General features: G+C 45.6%; 14 protein-coding genes and 1 CRISPR repeat array (1 of these 15 cut by a window edge). Of the genes, 13 read left to right on the top strand and 1 reads right to left on the bottom strand.

Annotated features, from left to right (window positions below; genetic code table 11):
• The first annotated feature begins 11 nt into the window (after positions 1-11).
• Positions 12-575 (top strand): Uma2 family endonuclease, encoded by a 564-nt coding sequence (locus tag PSE6802_RS0112890; RefSeq protein ID WP_019500473.1) that lies wholly within the window; start codon positions 12-14, stop codon positions 573-575.
• 117 nt (positions 576-692) lie between these two features.
• Here PSE6802_RS0112890 and PSE6802_RS0112885 read toward each other — a convergent pair whose 3' ends face one another.
• Positions 693-875: a hypothetical protein gene (locus PSE6802_RS0112885; RefSeq protein WP_156815510.1), complete on the bottom strand. Its 183-nt coding sequence runs from the start codon at positions 873-875 to the stop codon at positions 693-695.
• Positions 876-1,549: 674 nt separating this feature from the next.
• On the opposite strand from PSE6802_RS0112885, the gene cas6 reads away from it, so the two are divergent.
• From cas6 to cas2, 12 genes are all read left to right on the top strand, one after another.
• Complete coding sequence (gene cas6, locus PSE6802_RS0112875) at positions 1,550-2,209, top strand: type I-MYXAN CRISPR-associated protein Cas6/Cmx6 (protein WP_019500470.1); 660 nt, start codon at positions 1,550-1,552, stop codon at positions 2,207-2,209.
• Positions 2,209-4,617, top strand: coding sequence for a CRISPR-associated helicase/endonuclease Cas3 (locus tag PSE6802_RS0112870; RefSeq protein WP_019500469.1), 2,409 nt, complete (start codon positions 2,209-2,211; stop codon positions 4,615-4,617). Before cas6 ends, PSE6802_RS0112870 begins: the two co-directional genes overlap by 1 nt.
• On the top strand, positions 4,605-6,251 hold the full coding sequence (gene cas8a1, locus PSE6802_RS0112865) for a type I-MYXAN CRISPR-associated Cas8a1/Cmx1 (protein WP_019500468.1): 1,647 nt from the start codon (positions 4,605-4,607) through the stop codon (positions 6,249-6,251). The genes PSE6802_RS0112870 and cas8a1 overlap by 13 nt, the downstream gene beginning before the upstream one ends.
• Positions 6,252-6,264: 13 nt before the next feature.
• The gene (locus tag PSE6802_RS34090; RefSeq protein WP_162139223.1) at positions 6,265-6,468 is read left to right on the top strand and encodes a DUF433 domain-containing protein; all 204 of its coding nucleotides are present in this window, start codon (positions 6,265-6,267) and stop codon (positions 6,466-6,468) included.
• Positions 6,469-6,663: 195 nt separating this feature from the next.
• A complete protein-coding gene (gene cas7i, locus PSE6802_RS0112855; protein ID WP_019500467.1) occupies positions 6,664-7,563 on the top strand; it encodes a type I-B CRISPR-associated protein Cas7/Cst2/DevR in 900 nt (299 codons plus the stop codon).
• An 18-nt stretch (positions 7,564-7,581) separates the two neighbouring features.
• On the top strand, positions 7,582-7,812 hold the full coding sequence (locus PSE6802_RS0112850; protein ID WP_019500466.1) for a DUF433 domain-containing protein: 231 nt from the start codon (positions 7,582-7,584) through the stop codon (positions 7,810-7,812).
• Entirely contained in the window at positions 7,809-8,180 is a 372-nt protein-coding gene (locus tag PSE6802_RS0112845) for a DUF5615 family PIN-like protein (RefSeq protein ID WP_019500465.1), read from the top strand. The genes PSE6802_RS0112850 and PSE6802_RS0112845 overlap by 4 nt, the downstream gene beginning before the upstream one ends.
• A gap of 25 nt (positions 8,181-8,205) precedes the next feature.
• Positions 8,206-8,850 carry a type I-MYXAN CRISPR-associated protein Cas5/Cmx5/DevS gene (cas5, locus tag PSE6802_RS0112840; protein WP_019500464.1) on the top strand — a complete coding sequence of 215 codons (645 nt, stop codon included), beginning with the start codon at positions 8,206-8,208 and terminating at the stop codon, positions 8,848-8,850.
• 212 nt (positions 8,851-9,062) lie between these two features.
• Entirely contained in the window at positions 9,063-9,365 is a 303-nt protein-coding gene (locus tag PSE6802_RS33415; RefSeq protein ID WP_156815508.1) for a hypothetical protein, read from the top strand.
• Positions 9,366-9,512: 147 nt separating this feature from the next.
• Positions 9,513-9,725: a hypothetical protein gene (locus PSE6802_RS0112830; protein ID WP_019500462.1), complete on the top strand. Its 213-nt coding sequence runs from the start codon at positions 9,513-9,515 to the stop codon at positions 9,723-9,725.
• Positions 9,726-9,897: 172 nt separating this feature from the next.
• The gene (locus tag PSE6802_RS0112825; protein WP_019500461.1) at positions 9,898-11,556 is read left to right on the top strand and encodes a type I-MYXAN CRISPR-associated endonuclease Cas4/Cas1; all 1,659 of its coding nucleotides are present in this window, start codon (positions 9,898-9,900) and stop codon (positions 11,554-11,556) included.
• Positions 11,557-11,559: 3 nt separating this feature from the next.
• Complete coding sequence (gene cas2, locus PSE6802_RS0112820) at positions 11,560-11,853, top strand: CRISPR-associated endonuclease Cas2 (RefSeq protein ID WP_019500460.1); 294 nt, start codon at positions 11,560-11,562, stop codon at positions 11,851-11,853.
• Positions 11,854-12,104: 251 nt separating this feature from the next.
• A CRISPR array of direct repeats spans positions 12,105-12,414; the repeat unit is 36 nt; unit sequence GCGATCGAACCTCTGATGCCGCAAGGCGTTGAGCAC; it runs 2,964 nt beyond the window's last position.

Raw genomic sequence — 12,414 nt, 5'->3', positions numbered from 1 at the left:
TAGCCTGCCCTATGTCCCCTGCCACCGATCGCATCTATTGGACTACTGAAGATCTCAAGCTTTTGCCGGAGAGTAACAATCGTTACGAAATTATTGATGGACAGTTGTTTATGACCCGTGCCCCGCACTGGAAACATCAAAAAGCAATTGTTAAAGCATCCAGGATTCTGGATGCCTGGGCAGAAACAACTCAGTTGGGGGAAACAGTGTCCACACCGGGAATCATTTTCGATGATGCCGATAATGTCATTCCCGATGTTGTGTGGATAAGCCATGAGCGACTGGCAGTGGGAGTGGATGAAGAGGGACACTTCACCATCGCACCGGAACTAATTATAGAAGTACTTTCTCCGGGAATGCAGAACGAGCGCCGCGATCGCGAAGCTAAACTCAAACTCTACGCAGAGCGAGGCGTACAGGAATATTGGATTTTGGACTGGCGCATTCAACAACTCGAAGTTTATCGCCGTCAAGGCCTGCTGTTGCGATTGGTGGCAACCCTGTTTGCAACTGATACCCTCACCTCTCCAGTCCTACCGGATTTTAGCTGTAATGTGGCTGAGTTTTTCCGCTAGTAACGCACGTGCAGTCAACTTGCTTTGGGTACACTACACCGTCTATTTTCTAGACTGCAAGTTTTTTGCAGGGTAGGCTGGGTAAGATAGCTTCAAGTTAATAACTTAGTCATATGTCTAGACACTTGGAGCGGCTTTTGGAAATAGATCGTTTGCTGCGATCGTAGCCCAAGCAGTCATCGTCAACGTTCCGGATGCGGGCAAACTCTGCACGACCGTGCGTTTGAACTTTATGGGGTGGGCGATCGCTGCACTCGCTGCTACTTCTGTCTTCTGGGTAGAGGAATTGACAAAATCCAATTAGCTGAATCATGAGTTGAGCTTGGTTGCTACAGACATTTTACAAGTAGGAGTGTAATATGAGTTTGCCAAGCCTATAAAGGTGATAGGCTAAATAAATTCTTTGATGCTTTAAAGCTTTGTGCAAAAGCGTTGAGCACATACTGATGATCAATGTTAGTCGATCGTGCAAAGTGCCGAGCAGGTATGCTTTAACCTTGCTAACTGCTCTTAACCTCTGATGCCGCAAGGCGTTGAGCACAATTATTAATGATACTCCTGATGATACTAATGGTAAATGTGTTGACTAATGCAGACACCCTAGTATATAAATAAAAAAGTGGAGCAGCCAAATAGCTATCTCCGCTTTGTAAATTTATTATTACTCCTCATGTTAACACAAAAACTCTCCTCAGGAAGGGGGCAACTTTGCCTTCAATTCCCTCCTGATCCCCCGCGCTTAGAAGTCTTACAAACTGACCAAGTATCAGAACGTTTTGGTAAAGCACTCGATCTACGACTAGTTTTAATTAGTCAATGTGTAGAGTATAAAAGCCATCGCATCTGGCATAAGGGGCGTAATCGCTGGGAAATTATTCGGATTGATTAATTAGTCAGTGGGGCTTGGAGAGATTAACTCCACGCTTCAAACACTAGGTTTTAGAAATTTTCTTCAACTAAATAGGAGAATTACAATGACTTCTTCGTTTCAGATGGCTCATCAGATCCCTAAAGACGAGTGGTTGGAACCGTTTATTGATTTATCTTTCCCTCTCCGTGGCAAATACTTGCCTGCCGATCATGGCTACGCGCTTTTAGGGGCGATCGCGCGTCACATTCCCAAAATCAAAGAACATAATGATATTGCAATTCTAACTGCTGCTGGCTTTGGCGATCGCGAAGGTAAGATTTTGCTCACCGAGCATTCTTGCTTCCGCATTCGCGTTCCAGTCACAAAAATTCCACTTGTGTACGTGCTTGCAGGTAAGCATCTCACGCTTGGTATTCATGATATACAGCTAGGGATTCCCGAAATTCAGACCCTGAGACCGCGACCGTACTTGCGATCGCGTGTCGTCACCATTAAAGGTTATCAAGAGCCAGAATCTTTTTTAGAAGCCGCAAAACGACAGCTAGAAGTGCTGGGAATTCAGGCAGAATTATCTATCCCTTGCGATCGCGATGGTAATCCTGCCAGGAAAACTATCAAAATCAAACGTTTTACAGTAATTGGGTTTACAGTAGAAGCGATTCACTTGAGTGAAGAAGATTCATTGAAATTACAAGTTTATGGACTTGGTGGTAAACGCCACATGGGTTGTGGTGTATTCATTCCAGTCAAGGAGAGAACATAATGTTTGAAAGATTGCTGGCGAAATCGACTAACTCAGTAACCTGTACCTCAGCAACCTTTACAGGTCATATTTGGGCAGTTTATAAGTCTACCAAAACAATTATTGCGGAAATTGGCGATCGCATTTTTCAACAGTTAGGACTAGCGGCAGAAGATCGCAAACGATTTGAGAGAACGGTGGAATTAGCCGCTTATCTACATGATTGGGGCAAAGCTAATCAGCACTTTCAGGAAATGGTGTATCTCAAATCTAAGGGTCTAGCTCATGTAGATTTAACAAAGGGAAAAAAGTCATGGCGATCGCATGGACAACGCCAGATGATTCGTCATGAAGTTCTCAGCGGTATTTTAGCCTTACAAGTTCCAGAGTTTCGGGAATGGCTTTCGCAAATACCTGATGCCGATCTAATTGTTGCAGTATGGGCAGCAATGGGGCATCATCTCAAACTTGATGCTAATAAAATCGATGGTTTTCCCAATGGAACGGGGGCGAGTCTGAAGGTCTTTACATCCCATGAAGACTTTGAGTTAGTTACTAAGAAGATGGGCGTAAAGTATTTAGGTTTGCCCGCGTCAGTTCCTACTGTGCCAACCCGTGATTGGAGTCGAGAAGAACTGGAACGAGCGATCGCTAATCTCACCAAGGAATTTGGATCTTTAGAAAAACGCAATGAATACGAACAGCGATTTATTGCCACTGTCAAAGCGACGGTAATCGCCGCCGATCTTGCTGGTTCAGCCTTAACAGAGCAAGGAGAAGACATTAAAACTTGGATTCCCAAAATGTTGAAATTGGTTTTAGAACCTGGAGATCTACACAATGTTCTTCAGGAAAAGCTAGGCGATCGAAAGTTGCGTAGTTTTCAAGAGGAGATTGCCAATACGAACCATCGCGTCACGCTAGTTAAAGCAGGTTGTGGTACTGGCAAAACTATTGCTGCCTATGCTTGGGCGCAGAAATGGGCAACAGGAAATTCAAATCAATCCGCTCGTAAGCTTTTCTTTTGCTATCCCACTACAGGCACAGCGACGCAGGGATTTATCGATTATGCTAACGGCAGTGATACCGAGTCAGCACTGATGCATTCTCGCTCCGATCTGGATCGCGAATTGCTATTCTCTGGGGAACAAGATGACTCAGAGAGTATTGATGCGCGGTTATCGTCATTGCAAGCATGGACAAAAAAAATTGTGGTTTGCACAGTAGATACAGTCTTAGGGTTAATGCAAAACAATCGCCGTCCTTTGTATGCTTTCCCTGCGTTAATGCAGGCAGCGTTTGTATTTGATGAAGTTCATGCCTACGACGATCGCCTATTTGGAGCATTATTAAAATTTCTCAAAACCTGTCGCGGTGCGCCAATCTTACTAATGAGTGCTAGTTTTAGCGAAGAGCAGAAGGAAGCAATTCAGAACATAATCGAAGAAGATCTCAATGAGGGAATTAATATTCTAGATAAAGGCTATCAACCTCTTGAAGAAATCAAGCGTTATAAATTTGACTATCGCCCAGACATTGACTCTAAAATCGAAAATTTGCAGCCATTGTTTGAAGCCGTGACACAAGCTTTAGAACGGGGCGAAAAAGTCTTGTGGGTGACAAATTCAGTCCAATCTTGCATTGACATCTATCGTAAGGCGAAGGAATATATTGCCAAACTAGATGACCCAAATATCAAGCATCTCATCTATCACAGTCGATTTCGCTATAGAGATCGTGCTGGATACATAGATAAGAAAGGTGTTAAGCAACTAGGAAAGCACGAACAGGTGATTCAAGCTTTTGACAGCGCTGTGCCATGTTTGGTGATTACTACCCAAGTTTGTGAAATGTCGCTCGATTTGAGTGCCGATCTTTTAGTTACAGCAATGGCTCCTGCCGCTGCATTGATTCAACGTTTGGGACGGCTAAATCGCAAACTAGAGGAATATGCCCCCGAACAGTTTCGAGTTGAGAAAATCTGTACTGCGATCTTTTATGCTTGGGATGGAATGCCTTATACCAATGAAGAAATGAGGACAGGAATTCGTTTGGTTGAAGCATTGAACGATTATGACGCAATTAGCCAAGAGGATCTTGCCAGCACTGCTAAGGAAATTGCTCTACCTATTCCTAAAAAAGAAGATATATCTTCAGCTTGGCTCGAACTTGATTGGGAAAATTATCCTGTGCCCTTACGTGAAGGTGGTGGAACGATAACAGTTCTTCTTGAAGATGATATGGCAGCAATCAAGGAAGCATCACAAGCTAACCAAAAATCGTTCATGCAAGAAACTCAGGCTTGGAGCGTGCCAATCCGGCTGGTGAAAGGATGGGAAACTTGGAAGCGCTGTAAATTCTATCTGAGAGCACCAGGTGATGCAGTTCAATACAGTGAAGAAATGGGAGCAGAGCCATGCAGACATTAAACCCATTAGACACTGAAGTACAAGCACTTACTTTCGATCTCGCCGATCCACAGATGACTTTAATGCATCGTGCTGGTTTAGCAGGGTTATACATGACACTTCGACAACTCGATCGCGAAAATCAGAATTTCCAACATAATTCACAGATTCCTTTGCAATGGACGCTCGATCGAAGATCTATAACTTTACGCTGGGAAGGTAAAGCTCTTGATGCCTTAAAATGGTTATTTGAGCAATCTTTTCAGTTACAAGATGGCATGATTTGCTTGCGCGGACTGGATGCTAGGCAAATGCCACCGCAATATTTAGCGATCGCCCATCAAGGTATTTTAGGTACGTTACTCCAACACAACAGCACCCACAAAAGTATGGGAGTGCAAACCAAGATTTACTACGAAGATGAGGAATCCTATCCAATTATTGTTCGGTACAAAGCATTGACATCCTATGTCTATCAAGAATTTGCTGGAAATCTTTGCGATAAGGGTGGAAATCTCTTAACCAAGCCAATTAGTATTGCGGGCTGGCTTAACCCAGGTGCAGCCGTTCGTCATACCGCATTTAGCAGCGATACTAGTTTTGAAGAACCCGCTCATCTAGCTCTAATCCTGCTATTTGCTCCTGTTGCCTGTTGCTATTTCGTTTTGCGATCGCGCCTCCGCGAACAACGCGCCCAATATGCGCTTGTAATTCCTGAAATCTGCGATCTGGAAAAATATGCTAAATATCGCATGAGTCTCCGCAATCGAACTTTTAAGGAATTTTGGGCATCAAGTTTGGGAGATGCAGGATTGCAATTTCTGACAATGACAGAAAAGCTAGCTCGCGATTACGATCTGTTATCTTGTCAAGTCGTGACGATGGGAACAGTCGCATGGTCAACCCAACAAAAAACACGTACCGATCTGTATCTTGTCAAGGTTGACGATCGGACAGGGGAAGAAATCGCTCGAACTTACAAAGTAAGTCGAGAATGTTTGCAGGATAAAGTGATTGCTAGAGATAGAGATGGAGATAGCTTTATTGCTACAAGTCTGGCGAGAGAGTTAATTGCTGACAACCTTGCTAGGGGTAAGCCTTGGTATGCAGAGCTTTCTAGCAAAATTACGAGTAAGGATTTATTTGAAAAACTAAACTACGAGCGAGAAGGACTAAACCAAATGATCCAAAACAAAAAAGTGGAATGGAGCGATCCTAGTCATCGTCTATTTGTGCAAGCATTTCATGAAGCCCTAAGCTATACCTATGGGCAATTGTCAAGTCGCACCCAAGCAGATGAGCAAATTCGTTTTGACAAAGTAAACGAGCGATTTAGAACTCGTCTTAGTCGTTGTAAGACCCCTAATGCTGTACGCGAATTTGTGATGGACTTCTGGGCTAGAGCGGGGAGATTACCTACGGTACAATCTAACTGGGAAACCTTTATGCAGTTCATGATGAATGATTGGAAAGCAGCAAGAGATCTGGCTTTGCTTGCTCTAGTTAGCTACAAAGGCAGAGATAATTATGACTTCAACGTATCTATTACCGAAGAATCAGAAAATCAAGAAACATTCCCCCCAGTTCTTGAAGTTCCCAAAAACTCATCTATTTCTCCAGGAATTAAGAACTTTGAATTTGATGACGAAGATTAAAGAGGAAATTACTATGAGTTATGCAGCAACGGTTTATCCATACATCACAACCAATGCAACTATTTTAGGCGGTGTGCCAATTATTGAAGGCACGCGCATCGCAGTTCGAGCGATCGCAGGCTATTACCAAATGGGTATGAGCGTTGATGAAATTTTGACAACGCTGCCCCCATTTAAGACCTTCACAGGTACATTCTGCCCTAGCGTATTATTTTGACCATCAGCAGGAGATCGATCAAGAGCTTACCAATGCTTCAGATGTAGAGCTTTGGAAATCGCAAGTACTCAAGCATCCTAAAGCAAGTGGAACATGACTATACAAATTCGACTTCAGTTCCTCTAGATATTTTTTCCTTAGATGCCATACGGCGTAAGAACACAAAATCCACAAATCTATTTCAGGGTAAAAATTATGACTTGGCATCTTTTCGGTAACATTCTTACAAACTATGGCACCGCAGCAAATAATCGCGGTGAGAATGAAGGCAATATTACAACTTTGCAAAAGATGATCTGGCAAGGCGAGGTTCATACAACCGTCTCGGCAGAGGCGATTCGTTGGGCATTGCGTTACTACTGGCAAACGTCAGGAAATGGCGATCTGGTTAATCGTCAGTGGGATGATGCAAAGAATGACAACATATGGAAAGATCCTGCTTTTGATGATGAGCTTTACATTGATGATGATGTACTTGGCTATATGAAAGCAGAAGGGGCGAAAGTCGAAGCCTCAGATGAACCAAAGCAAAAAGGCAAAAAAGCACCTAAAGGAACAACTAATGCAAAGCGTGGGGTACTCGAAGTGACTCGTGCTGTGTCTATACTTCCCTATGAAGGGGATGTTACTTTCAATGCCGCTAGCGGACAGAAAAATCGCACCTCACTTTATGGTACGGAAGTTCATGCTACCCGCTATCAATATGGCTTTGCCCTCACGCCCGATCGCCTAAAAGATAAATCTCGCATTCATGCCATCCTAGATGGATTGATTTCTATTGGTGGTGTAGCTGGGAATCACTCGCGCTTTCTCTATGATTTTTCACCTGACAGTTTAGTGTTTCGATGGACGCATGATTTCTCTCCTCGCCTTCTCTACTGCTTTGCAGAAAAAGATAGAGACATTTCAGTTCCCGATCTGATCCGTCGCATTGAGGCAGAAGACGTAGATCCACAGGAAGTATGGGTTGCAGGTGCAATCGCTAATACCAAAGCAGGCGATACGCTGGAAACACAGGGGGCAAACGTATTTAGAGGTATTAAGGCCGCTGTAGAGGATTTGAAGTCACGAATTGCATCGGATCTAAAGCTATAAATAAAGGAGAATCTCTGTATGCAAAAACTCACTCGCATCACATTTAATCCCGAAGTAATGGGCGGTAAGCCATGCATTCGAGGAATGCGCGTCACCGTTGGCACGATCGTCGGCTTGATCGCATCCAGGCATACGCCGGAGGAAATTCTCAAAGCTTATCCATATTTGGAACTGGCTGACATCTACGAAGCCCTGGCCTACGCTGCCTGGCGCGTTGAAGAGGTTGATATTCCACTCGCTTCTGCATGAAAATCTTAATCGATATGAATTTGTCACCCGATTGGGTGCAGGCATTCGCAGATGCAGGTATCGAGTCCGTACACTGGTCAACAGTTGGCGATATTCGCGCAACCGATCGCGCGATCGCGTCGTACGCCTCGAGCAATGGCTATATTATCTTTACCCACGACCTGGACTTTGGCACCTTGCTGGCCGCAACGCAAGCAGAAGCTCCCAGCGTTATTCAAGTTCGCATACAGGACCCCCTACCAGATGCGATCGCCACTCTGGTGATTTCGGCACTTCGCCAATTTCAGACCGAGCTTGAGGCTGGCGCTCTTGTATCTGTAGATGCATTGCGTTCGAGAGTTCGCATCTTGCCGATTGGAAGGTTATGAATATTGAAACTGCAGGTTTATCAGAATGATTTCATTAAAAATTGAAGTTCCAATTGCTTGCTTTCGCCAGTCTCGCGCTCGCGAATACGCAGAAACTTATCCAGTCCCGCCGCCATCGACAATTTATGGGATGCTACTATCTATGGTTGGCGAAATGGATCGCTATAAGCACTGTGGAGTAGAGCTAGCGATCGCAATGCTTTCAAACCCAGTGAAATCAACAGTGATTCGCACATTTCGCCGATTTAAGAAAAAAGAAATAGCCGATCCAACTAATGCTCGCCCTGATTACCAGGAATTGCTTACTGATATTGAATTGGTTGTGTTTCTTGAGAAGGGAGCCGATCTTGCCGCACCTAATTTATGCGATCGCCTACGGTCGGCATTTGCTAGCCCACAGTCTATTTCTCGATTTGGCGGTTTATGCTTAGGAGAAAGTCGAGATTTAGTCAATTCCGTGCAGCTTCTAAAAGAGAGCGATCGCACTGATTCTTGGCGATGGCTCGTGCAAGACGAAGACGGTATACTAACTTTGCCTTATTGGGTAGATCATGTTGGCTCAAAAGGTACTCGAGAGCGACGCTACAACTTAAGGGAAGCAAGTCAAGAATATGAGCCGCCGACATTGGCATGGACATCGATTAGCACCAAGTATAGTTTCACCCACTGATGCTTGGGATAGACACCAAAAAGTCCGAACAAAAGTATCCAGACAATCTAAATCAACTACAGATAGATGATTCAACATTTGTCCCTCACAGAATAACAGGAGTAACGAGATTCAAGATCCTGAGATCCGTAGCGAAATTGAGAAAATTGTCAGAGAGAGGTTGGAAGCCAATGAAGGATTGGAATAGTCTAAAAGTGCGATATTTGAGGGATATGTCTCCAACGCGAATCGGTAACATGGCAGATAATCTGAGCCAAATCAAGACGCTCACGCGAAAAGCCCTCAGTCTTACAACTGTTGAGTACCTCTCGCAAGAAAGTAAATATTTCATCGAATGGGCAGCAATAGAAGTAGATATTGATACTTCTGTCGAGTTGCTCGAACTGCAAAGACAACTTTCTCATTGGCAGTTCCATTGGTCAACTATCTGGCAGAATCCCGAAGAGAGGGAAAAGGTAGCTGCGCGATCGCAATTGTGGGCAGAGAGAATACTAGAACTGTTAGGGTTGTTGTAGGTAGCGATCGCCTCGATCGCAGTAAAACCACGAATTATCTATTTTGATGAATTTCATAACCATCAATTAATTCACAAAAAAACTTGGACTTTCGCCTCCTGACGACCTGATACACTTGCAGTAAACTTAAATATCTAAGGAACTAAAATGTTGCAAATTCATAAAACCTATGTAGTGGATGAAAATCAAGTTCCTCTTGCCGTCCAGATTCCTATTGTCGAATTCGAGAAAATCGAGGAAATACTAGAAAACTTCGGCTTGGCTAAACTGATTGATGAAGTGGCCGATGAAGACCATCTATCTGGAGAAGACGCGAGAAATTATTACCAATCGTTGAAAGCCAACCATGTGGAAAGCTGAATACACCAAAAGATTTCTAAAAGAACTTCCAAACTGCCTAAAGATGGGCAAGAAAGAGTTGAGGCGATTGTATTTACAGAACTGGAATCAACTGACCCTTTGATACTGCTACTATCCTACCGCTGATGCCGTCAGGCGTTGAACTGATTATTATTTACAAGGAATTCCAATTATGTTTGCGCCTGCTATCGATATTGCGCAGGACACCATTCGTGTCTCTGCCCTCCATGCGCTGGCCTATTGCCCGCGCCTGTTTTATCTCGAAGAGGTAGAGGAACTCTATACTCAAGATGCCGCTGTGTTTGCCGGACGCAGGCTGCATGTCGAACTAGAAAAGCAAGAAGATGAAGACTGGGAAGAACTGTTTCTCGAAAGTGCAGAATTAGGCTTGCGGGGCAAAGTCGATGCGCTCAGAACCCGCGATCGCCAGACAATTCCCTACGAACACAAGCGCGGTAAAGCGGCACGGGACGATCGCAAACAACCGCAAGCCTGGGAAAGCGATCGCCTGCAAATTCTAGCCTATGCGTGTTTGATGGAGTCGGCGTTAGGAATTCCCATTCAAGAGGGGAGGATTCGCTACCATGCCGATAACGTGCTGGTGCGCGTACCGCTGGATGATGCGGGGAGGGCAGAGGTGAGAGCGGCGATCGCCCGTGCCCGCGAACTACGCATCTCTCCATATCGCCCACCTGTAACGGCAAACGAGCGGCTATGCGCTCGGTGCTCGCTTGCGCCTGTATGCTTGCCAGAGGAGGCGAGGCTAGCCCACGATCGTGCGTGGCAGCCAGTTCGTCTATTTCCCAAAGACGACGATCGCGACATCGTGCACGTCCTTGAGGCTGGTACCAGTGTGGGTCGAACGGGCGAGCAACTGAAAATCTCTCGTCGCGATCGGCCAGTCGAGATCGTTCCCGCCCGCCAGATCGCTCAGGTTGTCCTGCACAGTTTTTCGCAAATTTCTACCCAGGCGTTGCATTTTTGCGCGCACCAGGGCATCGGCGTACATTTCGTGTCTGGCGGCGGGCGGTACGTTGGGAGTTTCGACAGTCGGCAGGGCAGCATTCAAAGACGCATCCGCCAGTACGGTGCTTTGAGCGATTCGGCAAAGTGTTTGGAGCTAGCCCGAAAACTCGTTGCTTGTCGAGGGCAAGGGCAGCGTAAGTTTCTGATGCGGGGACAGCGGGGCATGGCACGGGTTCCTGAAGGGCTGGAGAAAGCGATCGCCCATATGAAAACACTACTCAAACAAGTAACGCAAGCGCCTTCTTTGGAATCTTTATTGGGCTTAGAGGGAAACTTAGCGGCGGCATATTTTGGGGCTATACCTTACTTGCTTGGTGCAGATGTACCGCCAGAAATGCGTTTTGACGGTCGCAATCGCCGTCCTCCCAAAGACCGCTTCAACGCTTTGCTGAGTTTTGGCTACGCACTTTTGCTGAAAGATGTGATGAGTGCGATCTTAACGGTTGGTTTGGAACCTGCTCTGGGCTTCTATCACCAGCCGCGCACGCAAGCTCCACCTTTAGCTTTAGATTTGCTAGAAATCTTTCGCGTTCCATTGGTGGACTTACCCATTGTCGGTTCGATTAACCGGGGGCAGTGGAACGTGCGGGAGGATTTTGACGTGCGAGGGGAGCAGGTATGGTTAAGCGATGCGGGGCGGCGCAAGTCGATCGACCTCTATGAAAAGCGCAAGGAAGAAAGTTGGAAACATCCTGCTTTGGGTTATTCGCTTACTTATCGTCGGTTATTTGAGTTGGAGGTACGTTTGTTGGAAAAGGAATGGTGTGGAGAGGAGGGATTGTTCGCTCAGTTGATTTTGAGGTAAGTTATGGCTGAGTCTAAAAACTGGTATTTGGTGTGCTACGACATTCGCGAACCCAAGCGCTGGCGTAAGGCATACAAACTCGTACAGGGATATGGTGAGAGAGTTCAATATTCTATCTTTCGCTGCGCGCTAACCATGCGAGAGCGAGAGAAACTGCGTTGGGAGCTTGAGAAGATTCTTAAACCTGAGGATAGTCTTTTGCTGGCAGGCTTGTGCAATCGCTGTGTGGAAAGAACGATCGCTTGTAATCGCCCGGAAGTTTGGTCTGCTCCTTGCGATCGCCATCGGATTATCTAGAAATGCAAGGATCGCTGTTTGTGAAAGTCTGTTACGCAAACGTTGTCTCCGATCGCTTTGCAGGTAGCTACGTGTGGCCTTTAGCTGAAGGTTATAGGTACATGTATTTGATGAAAGTCTTTCTGTATAAGGGTTTGACACTGCACTTTGTCATACTGTACTTTAACGAAATGGATAAGTCTGGTAGTCTTAAGGTGGTTCTTGCAAGTTCGTCTACGGTGGCTTGCCCTATAGGGCTTCGAGCCATCGGCGCGATCGAACCTCTGATGCCGCAAGGCGTTGAGCACCAAACAGATGCCCTAATTTGGTTCGGTGTCTCGAACAGGCGATCGAACCTCTGATGCCGCAAGGCGTTGAGCACATACAATTCGATTGACTCAACTGATTAACTAATATGCGATCGAACCTCTGATGCCGCAAGGCGTTGAGCACTGCGATCGCTGCGATACCGAAGAAAAACTTGGCCAGGCGATCGAACCTCTGATGCCGCAAGGCGTTGAGCACGGTAAAAACTCTATTTCGTTTAAGCCTTTTACCGTTCTGCGATCGAACCTCTGATGC

It is taken from the genome of Pseudanabaena sp. PCC 6802 (assembly GCF_000332175.1).
Taxonomy (GTDB): Bacteria; Cyanobacteriota; Cyanobacteriia; order Pseudanabaenales; family Pseudanabaenaceae; genus PCC-6802.
This window is presented reverse-complemented; position numbering and strand designations above follow the sequence as displayed.

What these genes read in the sequence shown, in the direction of transcription:
- cas6 (WP_019500470.1), top strand. Translation starts at nt 1,550, where the DNA reads ATGACTTCTTCGTTTCAGATGGCTCATCAGATCCCTAAAGACGAGTGG.
- PSE6802_RS0112830 (WP_019500462.1), top strand. Translation starts at nt 9,513, where the DNA reads ATGTTGCAAATTCATAAAACCTATGTAGTGGATGAAAATCAAGTTCCT.
- cas5 (WP_019500464.1), top strand. Translation starts at nt 8,206, where the DNA reads ATGATTTCATTAAAAATTGAAGTTCCAATTGCTTGCTTTCGCCAGTCT.
- cas8a1 (WP_019500468.1), top strand. Translation starts at nt 4,605, where the DNA reads ATGCAGACATTAAACCCATTAGACACTGAAGTACAAGCACTTACTTTC.
- PSE6802_RS0112825 (WP_019500461.1), top strand. Translation starts at nt 9,898, where the DNA reads ATGTTTGCGCCTGCTATCGATATTGCGCAGGACACCATTCGTGTCTCT.
- cas2 (WP_019500460.1), top strand. Translation starts at nt 11,560, where the DNA reads ATGGCTGAGTCTAAAAACTGGTATTTGGTGTGCTACGACATTCGCGAA.
- PSE6802_RS34090 (WP_162139223.1), top strand. Translation starts at nt 6,265, where the DNA reads ATGAGTTATGCAGCAACGGTTTATCCATACATCACAACCAATGCAACT.
- PSE6802_RS0112870 (WP_019500469.1), top strand. Translation starts at nt 2,209, where the DNA reads ATGTTTGAAAGATTGCTGGCGAAATCGACTAACTCAGTAACCTGTACC.
- PSE6802_RS0112850 (WP_019500466.1), top strand. Translation starts at nt 7,582, where the DNA reads ATGCAAAAACTCACTCGCATCACATTTAATCCCGAAGTAATGGGCGGT.
- PSE6802_RS0112890 (WP_019500473.1), top strand. Translation starts at nt 12, where the DNA reads ATGTCCCCTGCCACCGATCGCATCTATTGGACTACTGAAGATCTCAAG.
- PSE6802_RS33415 (WP_156815508.1), top strand. Translation starts at nt 9,063, where the DNA reads ATGTCTCCAACGCGAATCGGTAACATGGCAGATAATCTGAGCCAAATC.
- PSE6802_RS0112845 (WP_019500465.1), top strand. Translation starts at nt 7,809, where the DNA reads ATGAAAATCTTAATCGATATGAATTTGTCACCCGATTGGGTGCAGGCA.
- cas7i (WP_019500467.1), top strand. Translation starts at nt 6,664, where the DNA reads ATGACTTGGCATCTTTTCGGTAACATTCTTACAAACTATGGCACCGCA.